Annotated in this window: 15 protein-coding genes; 8 read left to right on the top strand and 7 right to left on the bottom strand. The window is 57.0% G+C overall.

Going from position 1 to position 22,030, the window contains the following annotated elements; all coding sequences use genetic code 11:
• The first annotated feature begins 70 nt into the window (after positions 1-70).
• From cmoM to OJ965_RS14605, 7 genes are all read left to right on the top strand, one after another.
• Positions 71-856 carry a tRNA uridine 5-oxyacetic acid(34) methyltransferase CmoM gene (cmoM, locus tag OJ965_RS14635; RefSeq protein ID WP_058957450.1) on the top strand — a complete coding sequence of 262 codons (786 nt, stop codon included), beginning with the start codon at positions 71-73 and terminating at the stop codon, positions 854-856.
• A complete protein-coding gene (gene mukF / locus OJ965_RS14630; protein ID WP_009091093.1) occupies positions 853-2,175 on the top strand; it encodes a chromosome partition protein MukF in 1,323 nt (440 codons plus the stop codon). The genes cmoM and mukF overlap by 4 nt, the downstream gene beginning before the upstream one ends.
• Positions 2,156-2,881, top strand: a complete 726-nt coding sequence (gene mukE / locus OJ965_RS14625) for a chromosome partition protein MukE (RefSeq protein ID WP_009091092.1) — start codon at positions 2,156-2,158, stop codon at positions 2,879-2,881. Before mukF ends, mukE begins: the two co-directional genes overlap by 20 nt.
• Positions 2,878-7,365 carry a chromosome partition protein MukB gene (mukB, locus tag OJ965_RS14620; RefSeq protein ID WP_265136598.1) on the top strand — a complete coding sequence of 1,496 codons (4,488 nt, stop codon included), beginning with the start codon at positions 2,878-2,880 and terminating at the stop codon, positions 7,363-7,365. Before mukE ends, mukB begins: the two co-directional genes overlap by 4 nt.
• Before the next feature lie 149 nt (positions 7,366-7,514).
• Positions 7,515-9,326 carry a L,D-transpeptidase gene (ldtD, locus tag OJ965_RS14615; RefSeq protein ID WP_265136596.1) on the top strand — a complete coding sequence of 604 codons (1,812 nt, stop codon included), beginning with the start codon at positions 7,515-7,517 and terminating at the stop codon, positions 9,324-9,326.
• 185 nt (positions 9,327-9,511) lie between these two features.
• The gene (gene mepK, locus OJ965_RS14610) at positions 9,512-10,060 is read left to right on the top strand and encodes a peptidoglycan L,D-endopeptidase MepK (RefSeq protein WP_265136594.1); all 549 of its coding nucleotides are present in this window, start codon (positions 9,512-9,514) and stop codon (positions 10,058-10,060) included.
• Positions 10,061-10,099: 39 nt separating this feature from the next.
• Positions 10,100-10,729 carry an MBL fold metallo-hydrolase gene (locus tag OJ965_RS14605; protein ID WP_265136592.1) on the top strand — a complete coding sequence of 210 codons (630 nt, stop codon included), beginning with the start codon at positions 10,100-10,102 and terminating at the stop codon, positions 10,727-10,729.
• 63 nt (positions 10,730-10,792) lie between these two features.
• Here OJ965_RS14605 and OJ965_RS14600 read toward each other — a convergent pair whose 3' ends face one another.
• The 4 genes from OJ965_RS14600 to pncB all read right to left on the bottom strand — a co-directional run bounded on the left by OJ965_RS14600 (position 10,793) and on the right by pncB (position 16,388).
• Complete coding sequence (locus OJ965_RS14600) at positions 10,793-11,983, bottom strand: amino acid aminotransferase (RefSeq protein ID WP_009091082.1); 1,191 nt, start codon at positions 11,981-11,983, stop codon at positions 10,793-10,795.
• Positions 11,984-12,216: 233 nt separating this feature from the next.
• On the bottom strand, positions 12,217-13,323 hold the full coding sequence (ompF, locus tag OJ965_RS14595) for a porin OmpF (RefSeq protein WP_276558943.1): 1,107 nt from the start codon (positions 13,321-13,323) through the stop codon (positions 12,217-12,219).
• A gap of 300 nt (positions 13,324-13,623) precedes the next feature.
• On the bottom strand, positions 13,624-15,024 hold the full coding sequence (gene asnS, locus OJ965_RS14590; RefSeq protein WP_009091079.1) for an asparagine--tRNA ligase: 1,401 nt from the start codon (positions 15,022-15,024) through the stop codon (positions 13,624-13,626).
• A gap of 158 nt (positions 15,025-15,182) precedes the next feature.
• Entirely contained in the window at positions 15,183-16,388 is a 1,206-nt protein-coding gene (gene pncB, locus OJ965_RS14585; RefSeq protein ID WP_009091077.1) for a nicotinate phosphoribosyltransferase, read from the bottom strand.
• Between the two features lie 243 nt (positions 16,389-16,631).
• Between pncB and pepN the strand changes: the two genes are divergently transcribed.
• Complete coding sequence (gene pepN, locus OJ965_RS14580) at positions 16,632-19,247, top strand: aminopeptidase N (RefSeq protein ID WP_150029718.1); 2,616 nt, start codon at positions 16,632-16,634, stop codon at positions 19,245-19,247.
• Between the two features lie 41 nt (positions 19,248-19,288).
• On the opposite strand, the gene ssuB is transcribed toward pepN, so the two are convergent.
• Genes ssuB through ssuD form a run of 3 tightly spaced genes read right to left on the bottom strand, consistent with a single transcriptional unit; the run spans position 19,289 to position 22,024 of the window.
• Complete coding sequence (gene ssuB, locus OJ965_RS14575) at positions 19,289-20,077, bottom strand: aliphatic sulfonates ABC transporter ATP-binding protein (RefSeq protein ID WP_150029717.1); 789 nt, start codon at positions 20,075-20,077, stop codon at positions 19,289-19,291.
• A complete protein-coding gene (gene ssuC / locus OJ965_RS14570) occupies positions 20,074-20,865 on the bottom strand; it encodes an aliphatic sulfonate ABC transporter permease SsuC (RefSeq protein ID WP_265136588.1) in 792 nt (263 codons plus the stop codon). The genes ssuB and ssuC overlap by 4 nt, the downstream gene beginning before the upstream one ends.
• A gap of 10 nt (positions 20,866-20,875) precedes the next feature.
• The gene (gene ssuD / locus OJ965_RS14565) at positions 20,876-22,024 is read right to left on the bottom strand and encodes an FMNH2-dependent alkanesulfonate monooxygenase (protein WP_111209024.1); all 1,149 of its coding nucleotides are present in this window, start codon (positions 22,022-22,024) and stop codon (positions 20,876-20,878) included.
• Positions 22,025-22,030: the final 6 nt, after the last annotated feature.

Genomic DNA, 22,030 nt, shown 5'->3' with positions numbered 1-22,030 from the left:
AAAGGTTCATTCTTCTGGTGCCTGTGACAAAATAGCACAAGTCTTACCGCAGCATACCGGAGCGCATGCCATGCAGGATCGTAACTTTGACGATCTCGCGGATAAATTTTCGCAAAATATTTACGGCACCACTAAAGGACGGATACGCCAGGCCATTCTCCATGATGAGCTGGCGATGATCCTGCCAGGCCTGTCGCCACATCCGCTCTCCGTGCTGGATGCGGGTGGCGGAATCGGCCAGGTCTCCAGCGGTCTGGCGGCACAGGGCCATCAGGTGCTGCTGTGCGATCTCTCCGGTGAGATGCTGCGCCGGGCGGAAGAAAATGCCACGGCGCAGGGTGTGAGCCACAACATGCAATTCAGACAAATTAGCGCCCAGCAGGTGGGTGAACATTTGGATAAGCCGGTGGATCTGGTATTGTTCCACGCTGTGCTTGAGTGGGTCGCCGAACCGGAGGCGGTGCTGAAAGCGTTGTATGATGTGCTGCGTCCGGGTGGGGTCATGTCACTGATGTTTTACAATCTGCACGGCCTGACACTGCGCACCTTAACGCTGGGCAACTTTGGCTATCTGCGCACCAACCTGACCAAACGCAAAAAGCGCACGCTATCGCCTGACTATCCCCGCGATCCCGATCAGGTTTATCGCTGGCTGGAGGCCTGTGGCTTTGTGATTGAGCGGCGTGCCGGTATCCGGGTTTTCAGCGACTACATGAAACCGCCAAAGGGCGAGCCCAAAAGCGACGACGAAATTATTGAGATGGAGCGGCGTTACTGCCGTCAGGAACCCTTTTTAAGCTTAGGGCGTTACATCCACGTGACCGCGCGTAAACCCGGGCAGAAGGACGAATTATGAGTGAATTTTCCCAGACGGTACCTGAACTGGTATCCTGGGCGCGCAAAAATGACTTTTCCCTTGCGCTGCCAGTGGAACGGCTGGCCTTTTTGCTGGCTATCGCCACCCTCAACGGGGAGCGGATGGACGGCGAAATGAGCGAAGGCGATCTGATTGATGCTTTCCGTCACGTCAGTAAAGCGTTTGAACAAACCCATGAAACCGTGCTGGTTCGCGCCAATAACGCCATCAATGACATGGTGCGACAGCGCCTGCTCAACCGCTTTACCAGCGAACTCACCGAAGGCAACGCCATCTATCGCCTGACGCCGCTGGCGATCGGTATCACCGACTACTACATCCGTCAGCGGGAGTTTTCGACCCTGCGCCTGTCGATGCAGCTCTCCATTGTGGCCAGCGAGCTGAAGCGGGCCGCCGATGCCGCCCAGGAAAATGGCGATGAGTTTCACTGGCACCGTAATGTTTTCGCGCCGCTGAAATATTCGGTGGCAGAGATATTCGACAGCATCGATATGACCCAGCGTCTGATGGATGAGCAGCAGCAGGCGGTCAAAAACGATATCGCCGAGCTGCTGAACAAAGACTGGCGCGCGGCTATCTCCAGCTGCGAAATGCTGCTTTCAGAGACCTCGGGAACCCTGCGCGAATTGCAGGATACGCTCGAAGCCGCAGGTGACAAGCTGCAGGAAAACCTGTTACGCATTCAGGATGCCACGCTGAACAGCCCGGATCTCGGGTTTGTCGACAAGCTGGTGTTTGATCTGCAGAGCAAACTTGACCGAATCACCAGCTGGGGCCAGCAGGCGATTGACCTCTGGATCGGCTACGACCGCCACGTCCACAAATTTATTCGTACTGCCATCGACATGGATAAAAACCGCGTCTTTGCGCAGCGTCTGCGGGTATCGGTTCAGAATTACTTCGACGCGCCGTGGGCGCTGACCTATGCCAACGCCGACCGTCTCTATGACATGCGTGATGAGGCCCTGACGCTGCGTAACGACGAAGTCATGGGCGAACTGCCGCCGGAGATGGAGTACGAAGAGATCAACGAAATCCGCGAACAGCTGGCAGCCATGATTGAAGAAGCGCTGCAGGTCTACAAGTTGCAACAAAAACCGCTCAACCTCGCGTCAGTAATGCGCGACTACCTGGCCCAGTATCCCCGCGCCCGTCATTTCGATCTGGCGCGCATTGTGGTGGACCAGGCGGTGCGTCTTGGCGTAGCGGAAGCCGATTTAGCCGGCTTGCCTGTGGAATGGCAAGCCATCAATGATTACGGAGCCAAGGTGCAGGCACATGTCATCGACAAATATTGAACAAGTGATGCCGGTTAAGCTGGCACAGGCACTGGCCAACCCGATTTTCCCCGCGCTGGACAGCCAGTTACGCGCGGGACGCCACATCGGTATTGAAGAGCTGGATAACCACGCTTTTCTGATGGACTACCAGTCGTTTCTCGAAGAGTTTTACAGCCGCTATCACGTGGAGTTAATCCGTGCGCCGGAAGGCTTCTTCTATCTGCGTCCGCGTTCAACCACGCTGATCCCGCGCTCGGTACTCTCTGAGCTGGATATGATGGTCGGGAAAATTCTCTGCTATCTCTATCTCAGCCCGGAACGGCTGGCCAATGAAGGGATTTTTACCCAGCAGGAGCTCTATGATGAACTGCTCTCGCTGGCGGATGAGAACCGGCTGCTGAAGCTGGTGAATCAGCGTTCAACCGGGTCGGATCTGGACCGCACCAAGCTGCAGGAGAAAGTGCGCGCCTCACTGAGCCGTCTGCGCCGTCTCGGCATGGTGTGGTTTTTCGGCAACGACAGCAGCAAATTCCGCATCACGGAATCGGTGTTCCGCTTTGGCGCTGACGTGCGCGGCGGGGATGATGCCCGTGAAGCGCAGCTTCGTCTGATTCGTGACGGGGAAGCGATGCTACTGGAAAACGCCACTGCACCGGTCGACACCGATGAAGGTGACGGGCAGGAGAGCGACGCGAGTGAGAACGCAGAGGAAGAACAGGCATGATTGAGCGCGGAAAGTTTCGTTCGCTTACGCTGATCAACTGGAACGGCTTTTTTGCCCGCACCTTTGATCTTGATGAATTAGTTACCACGCTGTCAGGCGGTAACGGGGCCGGTAAGTCCACCACGATGGCGGCTTTTGTCACCGCGCTGATCCCCGATCTGACACTGCTGCACTTCCGTAATACCACCGAAGCGGGTGCGACCTCCGGGTCGCGCGATAAAGGCCTGCACGGCAAACTGCGCGCCGGCGTCTGCTACTCCATGCTGGATGTGGTGAACTCACGCCATCAGCGTGTGGTGGTGGGTGTTCGCCTGCAGCAGGTCGCCGGCCGGGATAAAAAGGTGGACATCAAGCCGTTCAGTATCCACGGTCTGCCTGCCGACACCAATCCGACCGACATGCTGACTGAAGTGCTGAACAGCCGTCAGGCGCGCGTGTTGCCGCTGAATGAGGTCAAAGAGCGGGTTGAGGCGCAGGAAGGGGTACAATTCCGCGCCTACAACTCGGTCACTGACTATCACGCCATGATGTTTGATCTGGGTGTGGTGCCGCGTCGTCTGCGCTCCGCCAGCGATCGCAGCAAGTTTTATCGCCTGATTGAAGCCTCGCTCTACGGCGGTATCTCCAGTGCCATTACCCGATCGCTGCGTGATTACCTGCTGCCTGAAAACAGCGGCGTGCGCAAAGCCTTCCAGGATATGGAAGCCGCACTGCGCGAGAACCGCATGACGCTGGAGGCAATCCGCGTAACGCAGTCCGATCGCGATCTGTTTAAACACCTGATCTCTGAGGCGACCAGTTACGTTTCAGCTGACTACATGCGCCATGCTAACGAGCGCCGGGTTCATCTCGACAGCGCGTTACAGCTGCGCAATGAACTGTTCAGCAGCCGCAAGCAACTCGCCACCGAGCAGTATCGTCATGTTGAAATGGCGCGCGAACTGGCTGAGCACAGCGGCGCCGAAAACGATCTCGAAGTCGATTATCAGTCCGCCAGCGATCACCTTAACCTCGTGCAGACGGCGATGCGTCAGCAGGAGAAGATTGAACGTTACGATGCCGATATCGAAGACCTGACGCTGCGGCTGGAAGAGCAGACCGAAGTGGTGGCCGAAGCGCGTGAGATTCAGGAAGAGAACGAAGCGCGGGCTGAAGCGGCTGAGCTGGAAGTGGATGAGCTGAAAAGTCAGCTGGCTGATTTCCAGCAGGCGCTCGACGTGCAGCAAACCCGCGCCATTCAGTATCAGCAGGCACTGCAGGCGCTGGAGCGCGCCCGCGCCCTTTGCCAGTTGCCCGACCTGAGCATCGACAATGCAGCCGAATGGCAGGAGAGCTTCCAGGCTAAAGAGGAGGAGGCGACAGAGCACCTGCTGCGTCTGGAGCAGAAGCTGAGCGTGGCGGAAGCGGCGCACAGTCAGTTTGAACAGGCGCTGGCGCTGGTGACCAGCATCGCCGGTGAGGTGAGTCGTCAGGATGCCTGGCAAACCGGCCGCGAACTGCTGCGGGATGCCAGTAATCAGCGCCACCACGCCGAACAGCTCTCCTCGCTGCGTCTGCGCCTAAATGAACTGGAACAGCGGCTGCGCGAGCAGCACGAGGCTGAGCGTCTGCTGGCCGAGTTCTGCAAGCGTCAGGGGCAGCACTACGACGCGGATGCGCTGGCTGGCCTGCAGCAGGAGCTGGAAGCGCAGATTGAACAGCTGAACAGCAGCGTGGCTGACGCGGGTGAGCAGCGCATGAAGATGCGCCAGGAGCTCGAACAGCTGCGTGAACGTATTACAGGCCTGACGGCGCGCGCGCCGCACTGGCTCGCCGCCCAGGAGATCCTGACGCAGCTCAGCGAACAGACCGGCCAGGCGCTGAACAGCAGCCAGGATGTCACCGAGTACATGCAGCAGCTGCTGGAACAGGAGCGTGAAACTACCGTCGAGCGCGACGAAGTGGCAGCACGTAAACGCGACATCGAGCAGCAGATTGAACGGCTCAGTCAGCCGGGCGGTGCTGAGGATGCGCGTCTGACCCAGCTGGCAGAACGTTTTGGCGGCGTGCTGCTGTCAGAGATTTACGATGATGTGACCCTGGACGATGCGCCGTACTTCTCGGCGCTCTATGGCCCGTCACGTCACGCGATTGTTGTACCTGATCTTTCACGGGTGCGCGAGTTGCTGGACGGACTGGAAGAGTGCCCGGAAGATCTCTATCTGATCGAGGGCGATCCGCAGTCATTCGACGACAGCGTCTTTAGTGTTGATGAGCTGCAGAATGCGGTCGTGGTAAAAGTGGCTGAGCGTCAGTGGCGCTACTCCCGCTTCCCGAAAATACCGCTGTTTGGCCGCGCGGCGCGTGAAAATCAGCTTGAGCTGCTGCATCTGGAGCGCGACAAGCTGGCGGAACGCTACGCGACCCTGTCGTTCGATGTACAGAAAACGCAGCGTCTGCATCAGTCCTTCAGTCGCTTTATCGGCAGTCATCTGGCCGTCGCCTTTGATGCCGACCCGGAAGCGCAGATTCGTCAGCTGGGCGCGCGCCGCGGGGAGCTGGAGCGGGCGCTGAATCAGCATGAAAGTAACAATCAGCAGCAGCGTCAGCAGTATGAGCTGGCGAAAGAGGGCGTATCGCAGTTAAACCGCCTGCTGCCACGCGTTAATCTGCTGCTGGATGATACCCTGGCCGATCGCTGCGAAGAGATTCGTGAGCAGGTTGATGCCGCTCAGGATGCGGCGCGCTTCCTGCATCAGCATGGCGCTAAGCTGGCAAAACTGGAACCGATCATCGCGGTTCTGCAGAGCGACCCGGAACAGCACGAACAGCTGCAGGCCGACTATCAGCAGGCGCAGCAGCAGCAGCGCAACGCCCGTCAGCAGGCATTTGCCCTGACTGAAGTGGTGCAGCGTCGTGCTCACTTCAGTTATGACGATTCAGCCAGCATGCTCAGTGGCAACAATGACCTCAGCGACAAACTGCGTCAGCGCCTGGAGCAGGCTGAAGGCGAGCGCAGCCGCTGCCGTGAACGTCTGCGTGAACATCAGGCACAGCTGACCCAATATGCTCAGCTGCTGGCCTCGCTGAAAAGCGCCTGGGATGCCAAGCGCGACATGCTGAAAGAGCTGCAGCAGGAGATGCAGACGATTGGCGTCCATGCGGACAGCAGTGCAGAAGCGCGGGCGCGGGCGCGTCGCGATGAGCTTTATACCGCACTGAGCCACAACCGCGCACGCCGGAATCAGCTGGAGAAACAGCTGACCTTCTGCGAAGCGGAGATGGATAACCTGCAGAAGCGACTGCGCCAGCTGGAACGCCAGTATCATCAGGTGCGTGAACAGGTGGTCAGCGCGAAAGCGGGCTGGTGCACGGTGCTGCGTCTGGTCAAAGAGAATGGCGTGGAGCGCCGTCTGCATCGTCGTGAACTCGCCTACATGAGTGGCGATGAACTGCGTTCGATGTCGGATAAGGCGCTGGGTGCGCTGCGTCTGGCAGTGGCGGACAATGAACATCTGCGCGACGTGCTGCGGCTATCGGAAGATCCGAAACGTCCGGAACGTAAAATTCAGTTCTTTATCGCCGTTTATCAGCATCTGCGTGAGCGTATTCGTCAGGACATTATCCGGACTGACGATCCGGTGGAAGCAATTGAGCAGATGGAGATTGAGCTGAATCGCCTGACGGAAGAGCTGACCGCGCGTGAGCAGATGCTGGCCATCAGTTCTCGCAGTGCGGCGAACATCATCCGTAAAACCATCCAGCGTGAACAGAACCGTATCCGTCAGCTGAATCAGGGCCTGCAGACCGTCAGCTTTGGTCAGGTGCGCAGCGTACGTCTCAACGTTAACGTTCGCGAAACCCATGCCATGCTGCTGGATACGCTGTCAGAAGAGCATGAACAGCATCAGGACCTCTTCAACAGTAACCGTCTGACCTTCTCAGAGGCGCTGGCGAAGCTCTATCAGCGTCTGAACCCGCATATCGATATGGGTCAGCGGACGCCGCAGACTATCGGTGAGGAGCTGCTGGACTACCGCAACTATCTGGAGATGGAGGTGGAAGTTAACCGTGGTTCGGATGGCTGGCTGCGTGCAGAAAGTGGCGCGCTCTCAACCGGCGAAGCGATCGGTACCGGGATGTCGATTCTGGTGATGGTCGTGCAGAGCTGGGAAGAGGAGTCCCGCCGTCTGCGTGGCAAAGATATCTCACCTTGCCGCCTGCTGTTCCTGGATGAGGCGGCTCGTCTGGATGCCCGCTCTATCGCCACGCTGTTTGAGCTGTGTGAACGTCTGGAGATGCAGCTGGTGATTGCTGCGCCGGAGAACATCAGCCCGGAGAAAGGCACGACCTACAAACTGGTGCGTAAGGTGTTTAACAACACCGAGCACGTGCATGTCGTCGGCCTGCGTGGATTTGCGGCCGATCCGGTGCCCACTCGTGCCGGGAGCGGGGAGGCCGCTCTGCCCGATCTGACCACTGAAAAATCTCAGGCTGAGACGTAGTCAAAAACCGAACCATTGGTTAATCTGGAAACGGCATTTGTCGCATGAGGCAAATGCCGTTTTTGTTTGTATACTCAACATAATGAGTCACAGCCCGATCGCAGCGGATACAGGGAACGCTGCGCAGTTAAGAAGATAAGGGGGCAGGGATGTTGCTGGCAAAAAAGGTTAATCATCATCGTGTTATATCATTGTTAGCGCTGGCGCTAACGGTTGTTCCATTTAAGCTACCACAGGCCGCTGTTATCGCCGCGATGCCCGGCACCGCGCACGCGTCAGTTTCGGTTTCCGACAGTCAGCAACGTATCCGCCAGGCGTTTTCCAGCGCCGATCAGCCATTTTACCTCGCGCCGCTGGCAACGCTGTATGCGTCCCGCCACATGCAGCCGCTCTGGCAGGATGAGCAGGCGGTTCAGAAGTTTCAGCAGCAGCTGGCTGAGGTGGCGCTCTCTGGCGTTCAGCCGCAGTTCACGCGCTGGGTTGACCGTCTGACTAACCCGGCTATCACTGGTTTTGCCCGTGACGTGACCCTCTCCGACGCCATGCTGGGCTACCTGCAGTTTGTCTCTAACGTGCCGACGCAGGGGGAAACCTGGCTCTACAGTAATGTTCCCTACAGGCTGACACAGCCGTCGGTGGCCGTGGTAAATCAGTGGCAGAATGCGGTCAATGCGGGCGCGAGCAGTACGTTTGTTGCTTCCCTGCAGCCGCAGCATCCTCAGTATCAGCCGATGCACGCTGCGCTGAAAGCGCTGCTCAGTGATAAACAACCCTGGCCGCAGCTGAAGAACAGCGAAACGCTGCGTCCGGGGCAGGTCAGTGACGATGTCCCCGCACTGCGTGAAATTCTGCAGCGCAGCGGCATGCTGACCGCACAGAGCAACGCACCGGCTCCGGATGATGATGCCGTGCCGGTCGCTCCTTCACCGGTAACCCACAGCGATCAGCCGGTGGCAGTGAGTCCTTCCGCTACGCCGGTTAACGATCTGCCTGCGCCATCGCCGCAGTCACCCGGCAACGTTCAGAGCCAGACGCTGGAAGGCAACACCGCCAATGTCTATGACGAGACGCTGGTGGCGGCGGTCAAACGTTTTCAGCAGTGGCAGGGACTGGATGGCGATGGCGCTATCGGTGCCAGAACGCGGCAGTGGCTGAACGTCTCACCCCAGATGCGCGCTTCGTTACTGGCGCTGAATATTCAGCGACTGCGCCTGCTGCCGGATGATATGCACAACGGCATTATGGTCAACATCGCCAACTACTCGCTGATCTATTACAACAACGGCAACAAGATCCTCTCTTCCCGGGTCATTGTCGGGCGTCCCGATCGTAAAACACCACTGATGCGCAGCGCGCTCAATAATGTGGTGCTCAATCCGCCGTGGAATGTGCCGACGACGCTGGTGCGCAAAGATATCATCCCTAAAGTGAAACAGGACCCCACCTATCTCTACAAGCACGGTTATACCCTGCTGTCGGGCTGGAGTGCTGACGCTGAAGTGATCGATCCCAGCATGATCGACTGGCGCATGGTTTCCGCTGCATCCTTCCCTTACCGGATGATTCAGGCTCCGGGTCAGACGAATGCGCTGGGCCGATACAAATTCAACATGCCTAGTTCGGATGCCATCTATCTGCATGACACGCCAAACCATAACCTGTTTCAGCGTGATATTCGTGCGCTCAGCTCAGGCTGCGTGCGTGTGAATAAGGCATCAGAACTGGCCGGGTTGTTACTGCAGGATGCAGGCTGGAACGACTCCCGTATTTCCAGCACCCTGAAAGAGGGGGATACCCGTTATGTGCCGATTCGCCATCGCATCCCGGTCAATCTCTATTACCTTACTGCCTGGGTTGCTGATGATGGCAAGCCGCAGTTCCGAACAGATATTTACAATTATGATGACACCGCCCGTTCGGGCAGTCAGGCACTGAGCCGGGCGAAACAGTTACTGCTCTAGTGATTGATTTTAAATCGTTAGCGGCGCACCTGGCACCGTAAGAAATATCCTCTGAGAGCGATTCCTTCGGGAATCGCCTCTCAAACACGCCCCAGATGGGTTGACGCTTACCTGAGAGAAAGTTATGGTTCGGCCTGTGCGCTTTTTGCACATTTCTATGGCTTCACTCTCAGGTAAACCGCTACATGTCTACTATTGATTCTTTTCGTCGCAACCTGCTGCTTTGCGGTAGTGCCGCCGCCGGACTGGCATTATTGCCCGCTTCTGCAAGGGCCTCGCTTTCAACGTCTCGCCCGCGTGTATTGATGCTTAACAATCTTCACACCGGTGAAACCCTTAAAACTGAATTTTTTAATGGTAAGAGTTACGACAAGGATGAGTTGACACGATTAAATCACTTTTTCCGTGACTACCGCGCCAATAAAGTGAAAAGCATTGATCCGCACCTCTTCGATCAGATTTTCCGCCTGCAGGCACTGCTCGGTACGCGCAAACCTGTCCAGCTGGTCTCGGGCTACCGTTCACTGGCGACCAACAATATGTTACGTGAGAGCGGTCCGGGAGTCGCGAAGCATAGCTATCACACCAAAGGCCAGGCGATGGATTTCCATATTGAAGGGGTTTCATTAGCCAATGTACGCAAAGCGGCGTTATCTCTGCATGCGGGTGGTGTAGGATATTATCCCCGCAGTAACTTTGTACATATTGATACCGGTCCGATCAGGCACTGGTAACGACACCGGCGACGCTGCGTGAGCCGGTCATGGAGCGTTATGAACTACCACATTATTCCTGTTACAGCCTTTGCCCAGAACTGTTCCGTTATCTGGTGCGACACCACCCGTGAAGCGGCTCTGGTCGATCCAGGCGGCGATGCCGATCTGATTAAACAAACGCTGGAACAGCTCAGACTCAAACCCGCTCAGATTCTGCTGACCCATGGTCATCTCGATCATGTTGGAGCCGCGGTAGAACTGGCGGCTTACTATCAGATCCCTATTGTCGGGCCACAAAAGCGGGATGCTTTCTGGCTGGAGGCGCTGCCCACGCAGAGCCGGATGTTCGGACTGGAAGAGTGCGTCCCTTTTACGCCGGATCGCTGGCTGGAAGAGGGGGAGAGTGTGCAGGTCGGGCTGACTACGCTGGAGGTCCTGCACTGCCCGGGCCATTCCCCTGGTCATGTGGTGTTTTTTGACCGTCCCGGAAGGCTGCTGATTTCAGGTGATGTGATTTTTAATGGCGGCGTGGGACGAACAGACTTCCCGCAGGGCGATCATCAGCAGTTAATTAAGGCGATTCACACTAAATTACTGCCGCTGGGCGATGATGTGACTTTTCTGCCCGGCCACGGCCCGATCTCCACACTGGGGCAGGAGCGCATCAGCAATCCTTTTCTGCAGTAAAAACAGTCCTTTTGCTGCCATAAAAAATGGGCCCTCAGGCCCATTCTTGTTTTATCGCCTGCCTCAGAGCACCGCGACAATCGCTTCGCACAGCGCCGACATGTTGTCCGGCGTCATGCCCGCCACATTCACGCGGCCAGAGTTAACGGCATACACAGCGAACTCTTCACGCAGGCGAATAACCTGCTCTTTGGTTAAGCCGCTGAATGAGAACATGCCGTTTTGCTTAATGATAAAGCTGAAGTCACGCTGCGCACCTTTCTCTGCCAGCGTGTTAACAAACAGCTGACGCATGCGCTGAATGCGCTGACGCATGTCCGACAGCTCCTGCTCCCAGATGGTCCGCAGCGCGTCGTTACTCAGAATCGTCGCGACGACGGCCGCACCATGCGCCGGGGGATTGGAGTAGTTGGCACGAATGGTGTATTTCACCTGACTGAATGCGGTTTCTGCTACGCCGGCGTCGGCCGCTACCAGCGTGATGGCCCCCACGCGCTCATTGTAGAGACCAAAATTCTTCGAGTATGAGCTGGCGACAATCAGCTCCTGATGTGACGCGGCAAAAATACGCAGGCCTTCGGCATCTTCGTCCAGACCACGGGCAAAGCCCTGGTAAGCGAAGTCGAACAGCGGCAGCCAGCCATTCGCCTGTGAGATCTCTGCCAGCTTCTGCCACTGCTCCGCTGTCGGATCGATACCGGTCGGGTTATGGCAGCAGCCGTGGAAAAGTACCACGTCGCCAGGCTGAACCTGACTCAGCGACGCCAGCATTCCCTCAAAATCGAGTGTATGGTTTGCCGCGTCATAATAGTGATATTCACACACCTCAAGACCGGCAGCATTGAACACATTTTTATGATTCGGCCAGCTGGGATTGCTGATCCAGACCCGTTTTACCGCCGTCTGCGTGGCCAGAAAATCTGCCGCAATGCGCAGCGCGCCTGTGCCACCTGGCGTCTGTGCCGTACGTGCGCGGCGCGCGCTAATCAGTGGGCTGTCATTGCCGAACAGCAGGGCCTGCGTGCAGCGCGCGAAATCCGCCAGACCATCAATGCTGAGATAGTTTTTGGTGGTTTCGTTTTCCAGCAGATACTGCTCAGCCTTTTTAACACTGGTCAGCACCGGGGTCTTGCCGGTTTCGTCTTTATAGACGCCGATACCCAGATTGATTTTTTCAGGGCGGTCATCAGCACGAAACAGATCGGCGAGCCCGAGAATAGGATCGGCGGGTGCAGCAGAGATCGATTCAAACATGTGTCAGGTCCATTAGCGTGAACGTTTGCAAGAGGGCTCTCAGGTTAACGTCCGGCCAAGCAAATGCCAACCGTTTGCGAATCAAAATGCTCTATTTTGCGGTGCGGATTGCGCGACGGGGAGATAAAGACGTTAACGCAGAGCGGAAAGGGGTTAAGCAGCGCAGAGGTTGTGATTAACAGCCATAAAAAAACGGGGCCGTGGCCCCGTTTTTCAACATGTTTAAAGCAGGATTAGAACTGGTAAACCAGGCCTACACCCACCACGTCATCTGTGTTCAGATTCAGGCGGTTGTTGTCATCCAGCTGGTTGATTTTGTAATCAACATAGGTAGACATGTTTTTGTTGAAGTAGTAAGTCGCGCCAACATCGAAATATTTGTACAGGTCAGCATCGCCGATACCTTCGATATCTTTGCCTTTCTGCTGCACGTATGCGATGGATGGACGCAGACCGAAGTCGAACTGGTACTGAGCAACTAACTCAATAGTCTGGCTCTTATTGGCAAATGCACCCACTGAGTCGTCAGTGTTAGCTACAGGGACGCCAATAGCGGTAGCGTTACGGCCTTCACCGTACATCGCTGCCAGGTAAACGTTGTTCGCATCATATTTCAGCGCGGTTGCCCAGTTCTCAGCACGTTTGCCCTGACCAACTACGTTACCATTGACAGCAACACCCGCTGCCTGTGAATTAGTACGGTCGCTGCTGCTGTAAGCACCAACGATGCCAACACCAATTGGTGAGGTGTATGAAGTTGAGAGCGCATAGCCGTCACCGTTAGCACGGCTAATGTCGGTACGGTCATTTTTGCCCTGATACTGAACTGCGAAATCCCAGCCATCAACCAGACCGAAGAAGTTGGTGTTGCGGTAGGTCAGCAGGCCGGTGCTGCGACCGTTCATGAAGCTGTCTGAATTACCCCAGTCGCCACCAAATACTGGCAGCATATCGGTCCAGCCGATTGCATCGTAAACCAGACCATAGTTACGGCCGTAGTCGATTGAACCTGCATCACCGAATTTCAGACCGGCAAAGCCCAGACGGGTTTTGGTGCCATCACGTGCGTCATCACCTTCAGAGTTGTTCGCCTGAATGTTGTATTCCCACTGGCCGTAACCGGTCAGCTGGTCATTGATCTGAGTTTCGCCTTTGAAGCCGAAACGCACATAAGTCTGATCGCCGTCGCTGCCAGCGTCGTCAGAGAACTGGTGACGTGCATCGACTTTACCGTACAGGTCCAGTTTGTTGCCGTCTTTGTTATAGATTTCGGCAGCATTGGCTGCGCCGGCGGCTAACAGAGCAGGGATAACCACTGCCAGAATATTGCGCTTCATCATTATTCATTACCCTCATTGGAGTTATTTGTACACCTGCCACTGCCGTAAGGAAATCTTTACAGAACCCTCAACGAAGTTTGGTGTCTTCCTGTGTCTGCACGCATCTTTCCATCCCCCCCGCTGTAATTCTAGCGCGAAAATGCTACTAAACTCGTAATCTGGTTTCTAAAGGAAAATATGTATTACAAAATGTAAAAAAGACGGAACTTTGTGAGAGAACTCAAAATTTACAAAAATAAAAAAAGGCCGGCAGTGCCGACCTCTTTATATATATGATTTTCTTATATTTAATGCCGAATGTCAGAAACTCGCATTACGTGGGGTGCGTGGGAAGGGGATAACGTCCCTGACATTTTGTACACCGGTAACATAGGCGATTAAACGTTCAAAGCCCAGACCAAAGCCAGAATGCGGAACGGTGCCATAGCGACGCAGGTCACGATACCACCAGTAATCCTCTTTATTCAGCCCCATCTCTTCCAGACGCGCATCCAGCACATCCAGACGCTCTTCACGCTGTGAACCGCCGATGATCTCACCAATGCCCGGCGCCAGAACGTCCATCGCCGCCACGGTCTTGCCATCCTCGTTCAGGCGCATATAGAACGCCTTAATATCTTTCGGATAGTTTTTCACGACCACTGGCGCTTTGAAGTGTTTCTCTGCCAGATAACGCTCGTGTTCAGAGGAGAGGTCGATACCCCAGGACACCGGGTTCTCGAAGGTCTGACCGCAGTTCTTCAGGATTTCAATCGCATCGGTGTAGTCGACCTGAGCAAAATCGGTGGTGATGAAACGCTGCAGGCGCTCAACAGCCTCTTTATCGACACGCTCAGCAAAGAAGGCCATGTCGTCAGCGCGCTCTTCCAGCACCGCGTTAAAGACATATTTCAGCATGGCTTCGGCCAGTGCTGCGGCATCATCCAGCGAAGCAAACGCAATTTCCGGCTCCAGCATCCAGAATTCCGCCAGGTGACGGCTGGTGTTAGAGTTTTCGGCGCGGAAGGTCGGACCAAAGGTGTAAATCTTCGACAGGGCGCTGGCATAGGTTTCACCGTTCAGCTGACCCGATACGGTCAGGAATGCCTCTTTGCCAAAGAAATCTTCAGCGAAATCGACTTTGCCCTGATCGTCACGCGGCAGGTTTTCCAGATCCAGCGTCGAAACGCGGAACATCTCGCCTGCGCCTTCGGTGTCTGACGCGGTGATCAGCGGGGTGGAGACCCAGAAATAGCCATTTTCATGGAAGAAACGGTGTAGCGCCTGCGCCAGAGTATGGCGGACGCGGGCAACCGCGCCAATCAGGTTGGTGCGCGGACGCAGGTGAGCCACTTCACGCAGATACTCAATGCTGTGGCGCTTAGCCGCCATCGGGTAGCTGTCCGGATCTTCCACCCAACCCACCACTTCCAGATGGGTCGCCTGAATCTCAAACGCCTGGCCCTGACCCGGCGAAGCCACCACTTTACCGGTGACGATAACCGAACAGCCTGTGGTCAGACGCAGCACTTCATCCTGATAATTATTCAGAGAATTATTGACGACAGCCTGAACGGGATTAAAGCAGGAGCCGTCATACACGGCGATGAAGGAAAGACCGGCTTTGGAATCTCTTCGGGTACGCACCCAACCACGTACGGTGACTTCACTGTCAACCGCGACGCGACCGTGCAGTACGTCCGCTACAGGCACTACGCTCATAAATATCTCTCTATATAGAAGAAGTGAGTAAAAAAAGTTGCCCCATCCGGGGTTTTGCTATGTTACTTGCGAGTCTTCAGGAAACAAGCAAAATTCAGGCTGAAAACAGATTTATTACAGCAGAGGCGGGGCGTATTGACGCCCCGATAAGCGGGGATTTAACTCGCTTTTTTCACCAGCGGCAGGTCAAAGGCTTTACGCAGCGCTCTGACAAAGGCTTTGTCCTGACAGATCGTTTTACCCGGACTGTCGGAAAGTTTTGCCACCGGTTTACCGTTGCACTGCACCAGTTTAATGACGATATTCAGTGGCGTGACGCCCGGGATATCGCAGGTCAGGCGGGTGCCGATACCGAAAACCACATTCGTTCGCTGACCAAAATGGCGGTAAAGCGCCAGCGCTTTGTCGAGATTCAGATTGTCAGAAAAGACCAGATTTTTGCTTAAGGGATCGATACCCAGCTTCTGATAGTGGGCGAGCGCTTTCTCACCCCACTCAACCGGATCGCCGGAATCGTGGCGCAGACCCTGATAACGGCGGGCGAACACCGGGCCAAAGTCGCGCAGGAACGCATCCATGGCGATACAGTCGGTCAGCGCAATACCCAGCTGGTCGTCATACTCATCCAGCCACGCCTGCAGTGCTGCCCGCTGGCTGTTCGCCAGAACGGGACTGATCTGCTGGAACGCCTGAAACCACTCGTGCGCCTGGGTGCCCACTGGCGTGAGTGACAGGCGGCGCGCCAGGTCATAGTTACTGGTACCAATCAGCCAGGGGAAATCCTGTTTCAGCGTTGCGACAATCGACTGCTGTACATCCTGTGAATAGCGACGGCGGGTGCCGAAATCCATCAGGCGGAAGCGTGACATGTCGAGGTCGGCCACCTGCGCGTTAAAGTCGCTGAGCTTATGATGCAGGTGATCAATCGCCTGCTGAGTGGTGACCTGCGGTGTGCGATGACGATGCACAATCTCGCTAATCAGCGCCAGCAGCGGCACCTCCCACAGTATCACTTCACGCCACGGCCCCTGAATACGAAGGTCCAGCTTGCCGTGGTGATTGCGCACCTCAACCTGCTCCGGTTTGTAGCGGAACTGGCGAAGCCAGCTCAGGTAATCTTCGCGAAAGAAGGGAAGATGAGACAACCAGGTCGCTTCATCTTCAGTCAGCGCCAGATTTTGCATTGCGGTTATCGCGTCACGAATTTCGTCAGCGTAGAGACCCAGCAGTTCGTCGCCGCGGCAGCGAAACTCCGCCGTCACCGTTACGTCATGGTAGCGGTGGAAAACGGCCTGCTGCATATGGAGCTTATAGGCGTCCGTATCCAGCAGCGAGGTCAGTATCGGGGAAGCATGTCCTGTCATGGCGCGTTTCAGCATCCTGTTCGGTGGCGCAGAGCCCGGTGTTGTACACAGTCATAAAGACGCAAAAGTATAATTCACTATCTGACGCCGATCACAGCATATTTCAGTCCGGCGGGTCGAGGCCAATCTGTGCCTTTGTTAACAAACTGTAGACATTTCACCCTTTAGCTGCATTGTGCGTGGCAAGCTTGTTGTAACAAGCTTAGACTTTGCCGGTAAACTTATAACAACGCGAGACGGAATATGACGCAACAGCCCCAAATCAAGTATCGCCACGACTACCGTGCGCCTGATTACACCATCACCGACATCGATTTAACCTTTGAACTGGATGCGTCGACCACCCGCGTAACGGCCATCAGCCAGGTCAAACGGCTGGGCGACAGCCAGGCTGAGCTGCGCCTGGACGGAGAGGCGTTAACGCTGATTGCGCTGGAAATCGACGGGCAGCCCTGGACGGCGTTCCGTGAAGAAGAGGGGGCGCTGGTCATCAGTCAGCTGCCGGAAAGCTTCACCCTGAAAATCATCAACGATATTCATCCGGATCAGAACACCGCGCTGGAAGGACTGTACAAATCGGGTGAGGCGCTCTGCACCCAGTGCGAAGCTGAAGGCTTCCGTCATATTACCTGGTATCTCGATCGCCCGGATGTGCTGGCGCGTTTTACTACCACCATTTATGCCGACGGCAATCGCTATCCCTATCTGCTCTCGAACGGTAACCGGATCGACGGCGGCCAGGACGATCAGGGGCGCAACTGGGTGAAGTGGCAGGACCCGTTCCCGAAACCCTGCTATCTGTTTGCGCTGGTGGCGGGCGACTTCGACGTGCTGCGCGACAGCTTTACCACCCGCTCAGGCCGGGATGTGGCGCTGGAGATTTTCGTCGACCGCGGCAATCTCGACCGCGCTGACTGGGCGATGACCTCGCTGAAAAACAGCATGAAGTGGGATGAGGAGCGTTTCGGTCTGGAGTATGACCTCGACATCTTTATGATCGTGGCAGTAGACTTCTTTAATATGGGGGCGATGGAAAACAAAGGCCTCAACGTCTTTAACGCCAAATATGTGCTGGCCAAAGCTGAAACCGCGACCGACAAAGATTATCTTGGTATTGAAGCCGTAATCGGTCATGAATATTTCCATAACTGGACCGGTAACCGTGTGACCTGCCGCGACTGGTTCCAGCTCAGCCTGAAAGAGGGGCTGACGGTCTTCCGCGATCAGGAGTTCAGCTCCGATCTGGGCTCGCGCGCGGTGAACCGCATCGATAATGTGCGCATCGTTCGTGGTGCACAGTTCGCCGAAGATGCCAGCCCGATGGCGCACCCGATCCGCCCGGATCAGGTGATCGAAATGAACAACTTCTACACTCTGACCGTGTATGAAAAGGGATCGGAAGTGATCCGCATGATGCACACGCTGCTGGGTGAGGAGAATTTCCAGAAAGGCATGCAGCTCTATTTTGAGCGCCACGACGGCAGCGCGGCAACCTGCGATGATTTTGTTCAGGCGATGGAAGATGCTTCAAACGTCGACCTGTCGCAGTTCCGCCGCTGGTACAGCCAGTCGGGTACACCGGTCCTGACGGTCCGTGACGACTATAATCCGGAGCTGGAACAGTACACTCTGCATGTTACCCAGCACACGCCAGCCACCGCCGACCAGAAAGAGAAGCTGCCGCTGCACATTCCGCTGGATATCGAACTCTATGATGGTGAAGGCAAGGTGATCCCGCTGCAGCATAATGGGCAGCCGGTGCATCATGTGCTGAATGTTACCGAGGAGTTCCAGACCTTTATTTTCGACAACGTCTACTTCCAGCCGGTGCCGTCGCTGCTGCGTGAATTCTCTGCGCCGGTGAAGCTCGACTATAAGTGGAGTGACGCGCAGCTTACCTTCCTGATGCGCCATGCCCGCAACGACTTCTCCCGCTGGGATGCGGCTCAGAGCCTGCTGGCTACCTATATCCGCCTCAATGTCGCCCGCTATCAGCAGGGTCAGCATCTGTCGCTGCCACTGCACGTCGCCGACGCATTCCGCGCAGTGCTGCTTGATACCGACTGCGACCCGGCACTGACCGCGCTGATCATGACGCTGCCGTCAGAAAATGAGATTGCCGAGCTGTTTGACGTTATCGATCCGCAGGCCATCTCACTGGTGCGGGATGCGCTGCAGCGTACGCTGGCGCGCGAACTGGCCGATGAATTCTTTGCGATTTACAACGCCAATCAGCAGCCCGAGTACCGGGTGGAGCATGAGGCGATTGGTCAGCGCAGCCTGAAAAATATCTGCCTGACCTATCTCGCCTTCAGCGATGCGCAGCTGGCGGACAAACTGGTGCAGGCGCAGTATCAGCAGGCGACCAACATGACTGATGCGCTGGCCGCTCTTTCTGCCGCTGTGGCGGCGCAGCTGCCGTGCCGCGATGCGCTGCTGGCGGCGTATGATGAGCGCTGGCATCAGGATGGTCTGGTCATGGACAAATGGTTTGTGCTGCAGGCGACCAGTCCGGCTGCCAACGTGATGCGCAACGTGCGTCAGCTTCTGACGCATCGCTCCTTCACGATGAGTAACCCGAACCGCGTTCGCTCGCTGGTGGGTGCCTTTGCCTCCGCGAACCCTGCTGCTTTCCATGCAAAAGATGGCAGCGGCTATAAGTTCTTGGTCGAGATGCTGACTGACCTCAACACCCGTAATCCGCAGGTGGCGGCACGGATGGTGGAGCCGCTGATTCGCCTGAAACGCTATGACGAAACGCGTCAGGAGATGATGCGCGAGGCGCTGGAAGAACTGCTGACGCTGGATAAACTCTCTGGCGATCTCTACGAGAAAATCACCCGGGCGCTGAACGCCTGATAATAAAAAGGCGGAGCGTCTGAGACGGCCTCCGCCTTTTTTTAGCGCTGCTGCGCCAGTCGCACCGGTGGAGTGCGTTCTGTGCGCTGCATCACCCGATCCAGCACCTCCGCTTCCAGCTCGGCAAGTCGTGCCGATCCCCGGCGTCGCGGCCTGGGCAAATCGACCTGAAGATCCAGCCCGATCTCTCCCTCCTCAATCAACAGCACCCGATCCGCCATCACAACCGCCTCACTGACATCGTGCGTGACCAGCAGCACGGTAAAGTGATGCTGCTGCCACAGCGACTCAATCAGTCCCTGCATTTCGATGCGGGTCAGGGCATCCAGCGCCCCCAGTGGCTCATCCAGCAGCAACAGACCGGGACGATGGATCAGCGCCCGGGCCAGCGCAACCCGCTGTTTCTGGCCTCCCGACAGCGCGGCAGGCCACTCATCAGCCCGATCGGCAAGTCCGACTGCCGCCAGGGCATCCCGCGCCGCGCTGCGCCATTCGCGTCCGCGCAGCCCCAGGCCGACGTTATCGATCACTTTTTTCCACGGCAGCAGTCGCGCATCCTGGAACATCAGACGGGTATCGTCGCGCGCCGACTGCAACGGTGCATTGCCCGCCAGCAGCTCACCGCTGGAGCAGTGCTCCAGCCCGGCCAGCAGGCGCAGCAGGGTACTTTTGCCACAGCCGCTGCGGCCCACGACCGCCACAAACTGACCGGAAGGGATATGCAGGTCAATTTTATTGAGAATGGTGCGGTTGCCATACTGTTTGCTGACGCCGTTGACGCCAACCGGGGTGCCGGTGTTGAGGCGTGCCGGTGAGAGAATCGGACTCATGCGTTCTCCTCCTTTAATTGATAAGCGGGATGCCAGCGCAGCCAGACACGCTCCAGCAGCAGCGCGGCGACATCCGCCAGCTTACCGAGCAGGGCGTAGAGAATGATGGCGACCACCACCACATCCGTCTGCAGAAATTCCCGCGCATTCATCGCCAGATAGCCGATGCCGGCGTTGGCGGAAATGGTCTCCGCGACGATCAGCGTCAGCCACATCAGGCCGAGGGCGAAACGCACGCCGACCATGATATTCGGCAGCGCGCCGGGCAGGATCACCTGGATAAACAGACTCCAGCCGGAGAGGCCGTAGCTGCGGGCCATCTCAATCAGCCCGCGGTCAATATTGCGGATGCCGTGATAGGTGTTGAGGTAGATAGGGAAGAGCGTGCCCAGCGCCACCAGGAAAATCTTGGCCGACTCATCAATACCGAACCAGAGGATCACCAGCGGGATCAGGGCCAGATGCGGCACGTTGCGCAGCATCTGAACCGAGGTATCGAGCAGACGCTCACCGGTTTTTGAGGTGCCGGTAATCAGTCCAAGTATCAGACCGATGGAGCCGCCGATAGCGAAACCGACCAGCGCCCGCCAGCTGCTGATCGCCAGGTTCTGCCACAGTTCGCCGCTAACCGTCAGCCGCCAGAAGGTGGTCACGATTTTCTCCGGCGCGGGCAGAATGCGGGTTGATAACCAGCCGGTTTGTGAGGCAATCTGCCACACCACGATCAGCAGGAGAGGCAGCAGCCACGGCACCAGCGTATCGGCAAGACGTTTTCGGGTTCTGGCCATTCTGCTCTCCTCAGCCCCGGGCGACTTTTTTCTCAGGGGTAAAATCGTTGGCTACCGCTTCACCGTGCGCCTGAACAACGCGAGGCTGAGGGACCAGCGGCACCTGCAGGTCGAGATGCGGGAACAGGAGTTCCCCGACGCGATAAGCCTCTTCCAGATGTGGGTAGCCTGACAGAATAAAGGTCTCGATACCCAGCGCTTCATACTCTTTGATCCGGGCGGCAACGGTCGGGCCATCACCCACCAGCGCGGTTCCGGCACCGCTGCGCACCAGACCGACACCTGCCCAGAGGTTCGGGCTGATTTCGAGCTTGTCGCGGCGACCCCCGTGGAGCGCGGCCATGCGACGCTGTCCGACAGAATCGGCGCGCTGGAATGCCGCCTGCGCTTTTGCGATGGTGGCGTCATCCACATTGGCAATCAGCCGGTCAGCCGCCTGCCAGGCCTCTTCATTAGTTTCTCGCACAATCACATGCAGACGAATACCAAACCGCACGGTCCGGCCCTGAGCGGCCGCTTTCGCGCGCACCTGCTCAATCTTCTCTTTGACCTGCGCAGGCGGCTCGCCCCAGGTGAGGTAGACATCAACCTGCTCCGCGGCCAGCTCCTGCGCCGGTTCTGAGGAGCCGCCAAACCAGAGCGGCGGACGAGGCTGCTGGACCGGTTTAAACATCAGCCGCGCCCCGCGAACGTGCACATGCCTGCCTTCATAGTCGACGGTTTCCCCCTCAAGGACCCGACGCCAGACGCGGGTAAACTCGGCGGACTCCGCGTAACGCTCGCGGTGATCGAGGAACACCCCGTCGCCCGCCAGCTCTTCCGGATCGCCGCCGGTCACCAGGTTGAACAGCGCCCGCCCGTTAGAGAGGCGATCCAGGGTGGCGGCCTGACGGGCGGCCTGCGTCGGTGAAATCACACCCGGCCGCAGCGCCACCAGAAACCGCAGACGCTGAGTGACCGGAATCAGCGAGGCGGCCACCAGCCAGGCATCTTCACAGGAGCGGCCGGTCGGGATAAGGACGCCGCCAAAGCCAAGACGGTCAGCGGCCTGCGCCACCTGCTGCAGATAGGCGTGATCAACCGGTCGCGCCCCTTCGGCCGTGCCAAGATAGTGTCCGTCGCCATGGGTTGGCAGGAACCAGAAAACAGATACGCTCATTGTTGC

The sequence above is a fragment of the Pantoea anthophila genome (genome assembly GCF_026104315.1).
Taxonomy (GTDB): Bacteria; Pseudomonadota; Gammaproteobacteria; order Enterobacterales; family Enterobacteriaceae; genus Pantoea; species Pantoea anthophila.
This window is presented reverse-complemented; position numbering and strand designations above follow the sequence as displayed.

Coding starts and splice junctions, on each gene's coding strand:
- cmoM (WP_058957450.1), top strand. CDS start 71: ATGCAGGATCGTAACTTTGACGATCTCGCGGATAAATTTTCGCAAAAT.
- mukF (WP_009091093.1), top strand. CDS start 853: ATGAGTGAATTTTCCCAGACGGTACCTGAACTGGTATCCTGGGCGCGC.
- mukE (WP_009091092.1), top strand. CDS start 2,156: ATGTCATCGACAAATATTGAACAAGTGATGCCGGTTAAGCTGGCACAG.
- mukB (WP_265136598.1), top strand. CDS start 2,878: ATGATTGAGCGCGGAAAGTTTCGTTCGCTTACGCTGATCAACTGGAAC.
- ldtD (WP_265136596.1), top strand. CDS start 7,515: ATGTTGCTGGCAAAAAAGGTTAATCATCATCGTGTTATATCATTGTTA.
- mepK (WP_265136594.1), top strand. CDS start 9,512: ATGTCTACTATTGATTCTTTTCGTCGCAACCTGCTGCTTTGCGGTAGT.
- OJ965_RS14605 (WP_265136592.1), top strand. CDS start 10,100: ATGAACTACCACATTATTCCTGTTACAGCCTTTGCCCAGAACTGTTCC.
- OJ965_RS14600 (WP_009091082.1), bottom strand. CDS start 11,983: ATGTTTGAATCGATCTCTGCTGCACCCGCCGATCCTATTCTCGGGCTC.
- ompF (WP_276558943.1), bottom strand. CDS start 13,323: ATGATGAAGCGCAATATTCTGGCAGTGGTTATCCCTGCTCTGTTAGCC.
- asnS (WP_009091079.1), bottom strand. CDS start 15,024: ATGAGCGTAGTGCCTGTAGCGGACGTACTGCACGGTCGCGTCGCGGTT.
- pncB (WP_009091077.1), bottom strand. CDS start 16,388: ATGACAGGACATGCTTCCCCGATACTGACCTCGCTGCTGGATACGGAC.
- pepN (WP_150029718.1), top strand. CDS start 16,632: ATGACGCAACAGCCCCAAATCAAGTATCGCCACGACTACCGTGCGCCT.
- ssuB (WP_150029717.1), bottom strand. CDS start 20,077: ATGAGTCCGATTCTCTCACCGGCACGCCTCAACACCGGCACCCCGGTT.
- ssuC (WP_265136588.1), bottom strand. CDS start 20,865: ATGGCCAGAACCCGAAAACGTCTTGCCGATACGCTGGTGCCGTGGCTG.
- ssuD (WP_111209024.1), bottom strand. CDS start 22,024: ATGAGCGTATCTGTTTTCTGGTTCCTGCCAACCCATGGCGACGGACAC.